This is a genomic window from uncultured Bacteroides sp., assembly GCF_949298305.1.
GTDB lineage: Bacteria > Bacteroidota > Bacteroidia > Bacteroidales > Bacteroidaceae > Bacteroides.
Genome location: NZ_CASFWU010000162.1, coordinates 1 through 2404, shown reverse-complemented (window position 1 = coordinate 2404; position 2404 = coordinate 1). Strand labels below are relative to the sequence as shown.

The 2404-nt window shown below is 58.3% G+C and carries 1 protein-coding gene; it reads left to right on the top strand.

The window, feature by feature from the left end; genetic code table 11:
* Positions 1-277: 277 nt before the first annotated feature.
* Complete coding sequence (locus Q1Y74_RS13900) at positions 278-2293, top strand: urocanate hydratase (RefSeq protein WP_300814887.1); 2016 nt, start codon at positions 278-280, stop codon at positions 2291-2293.
* Positions 2294-2404 lie beyond the last annotated feature (111 nt).

Below are 2404 nucleotides of genomic sequence, written 5' to 3'. Positions count from 1 at the left end.
TACATGGACGAGTCGGAGTGTACGCGGAAGTAATTGTACCGATAATGTGTTCAGGCACGGATAGCACGAACAAGTGCGGAGTGTAGCTCTCCGTTCTGTCGTGTATCCGTGCCTGAATCATACTTGCAGGTTGGTTTTTATCTGCTTTTGACTTCTCTCCTTTCCTTTTGATAAATATTCACCCTCTTTCATTGGGTATTTCCGGATTAATTGCTATATTGCAACACGAATCAGTTGTAATGGACTGACACTTTGTAAATCCTTAACCTATCATATCATGGAAATAACCCTGAGCAAGACATTGCCTCCCTATCCCGACTTCGTGGAGGGCATCCGGCGGGCGCCGGACCGTGGCTATACACTTACTCCCGCGCAGACGGCCACGGCATTGAAGAATGCGCTGCGCTATATCCCTCAAGAACTGCATGAAACCCTGGCTCCCGAGTTCCTGGAAGAGCTTCGTACCCGCGGACGCATCTACGGCTACCGCTATCGCCCTCAGGGCGACCTGAAGGCCAAGCCGATTGACGAATACAAGGGCCGCTGCATCGAGGGGAAAGCCTTTCAGGTGATGATCGACAACAACCTTTGTTTCGACATCGCCCTCTATCCTTACGAACTGGTTACCTACGGCGAGACGGGCCAGGTGTGCCAGAACTGGATGCAGTACCGGCTCATCAAGCAATACCTGGAGGTGCTGACGCAGGACCAGACGCTCGTCATCGAGAGCGGCCATCCGCTGGGGCTGTTCAAATCGAAGCCCGACGCGCCCCGCGTCATCATCACCAACGCCCTGATGGTGGGCCTCTACGACAACCCGAAAGACTGGCACACCGCCATGCAGATGGGCGTGGCCAACTACGGTCAGATGACGGCCGGCGGCTGGATGTACATCGGGCCGCAGGGCATCGTACACGGCACGTTCAACACCCTGCTCAATGCCGGACGCCTGAAGCTGGGCATCCCGCAGGACGGCAACCTGGCGGGCCGCCTCTTCGTGTCTTCGGGACTGGGAGGCATGAGCGGCGCACAGCCCAAGGCCGCCGAAATGGCCGGAGCCGCCGCCATCATAGCCGAGGTGGACGCTTCGCGCATTGAGACGCGCCACCGACAGGGTTGGGTAGGGCATGTCACTTCTTCCCTCCCCGAAGCATTTGCCTTGGCCGATGAGGCCATGCGGCAGAAGCAACCCGTCTCCATCGCCTACCACGGCAACGTGGTGGACCTGCTGGAGTATGCCGCCAGTCACAACATCCGCATCGACCTCCTGTCCGACCAGACCTCTTGCCATGCCGCTTACGACGGCGGCTACTGTCCCGCAGGCATCACCTTTGCCGAACGCACCGAGTTACTTCATAAAGATCCGGCCGCATTCCGCCGCCTGGTGGACGACTCGCTGAAGCGGCACTTCGAGGTTATCCGAACGTTGGTGGACCGCGGCACGTATTTCTTCGACTACGGCAACTCGTTCATGAAGGCCGTCTACGACGCAGGCGTCACCGAGATAGCCCGCGGCGGAGACGACAAGAACGGCTTCATCTTCCCCAGTTACGTGGAGGACATCATGGGCCCCGAACTGTTCGATTACGGTTACGGTCCCTTCCGCTGGGTATGTCTGAGCGGCAAGCACGAGGACCTCGTGAAGACCGACCGTGCCGCCATGGAGTGCATCGACCCCACCCGCCGCGGACAGGATAGGGACAACTATAACTGGATTCGCGATGCCGAGAAGAACAACCTCGTAGTGGGCACCCAGGCCCGTATCCTCTACCAGGATGCAGAGGGACGCATGAAGATAGCGCTGCGGTTCAACGAGATGGTGCGCCGTGGCGAGGTAGGTCCCATCATGCTGGGGCGCGACCACCACGACGTCAGCGGCACCGATTCGCCCTTCCGTGAGACAGCCAACATCAAGGACGGCAGTAACGTCATGGCCGACATGGCCGTACAGTGCTTTGCCGGCAACTGTGCCCGCGGCATGAGCCTCGTAGCCCTGCACAACGGCGGTGGCGTAGGCATCGGCAAAGCCATCAACGGTGGTTTCGGCATGGTGTGCGACGGCAGCGAGCGGGTGGACCGGATTCTGCGCTCGGCCATGCTGTGGGACGTAATGGGCGGTGTAGCCCGCCGTTCGTGGGCCCGCAATCCGCACGCCATGGAGACCAGCGAGACCTTCAACCGCACCCATGAAGACGGCTATCACATCACGATGCCCTATCTGGCGGATGAGGAGCTGATAGAGAGGCTTGTCGGCCTCACCCCTGGCCCCTCTCCCAAGGAGAGGGGGAAGTAAGTGCTTCTTTATTTTGATAGAAATATGAATCACTTTTCCCTTTCCCTCTCTTTCCTTTTCCCCCTCTCTCAAGGAGAGGGGAGAATAAACGCTTTTTTACTTTGATAGAAA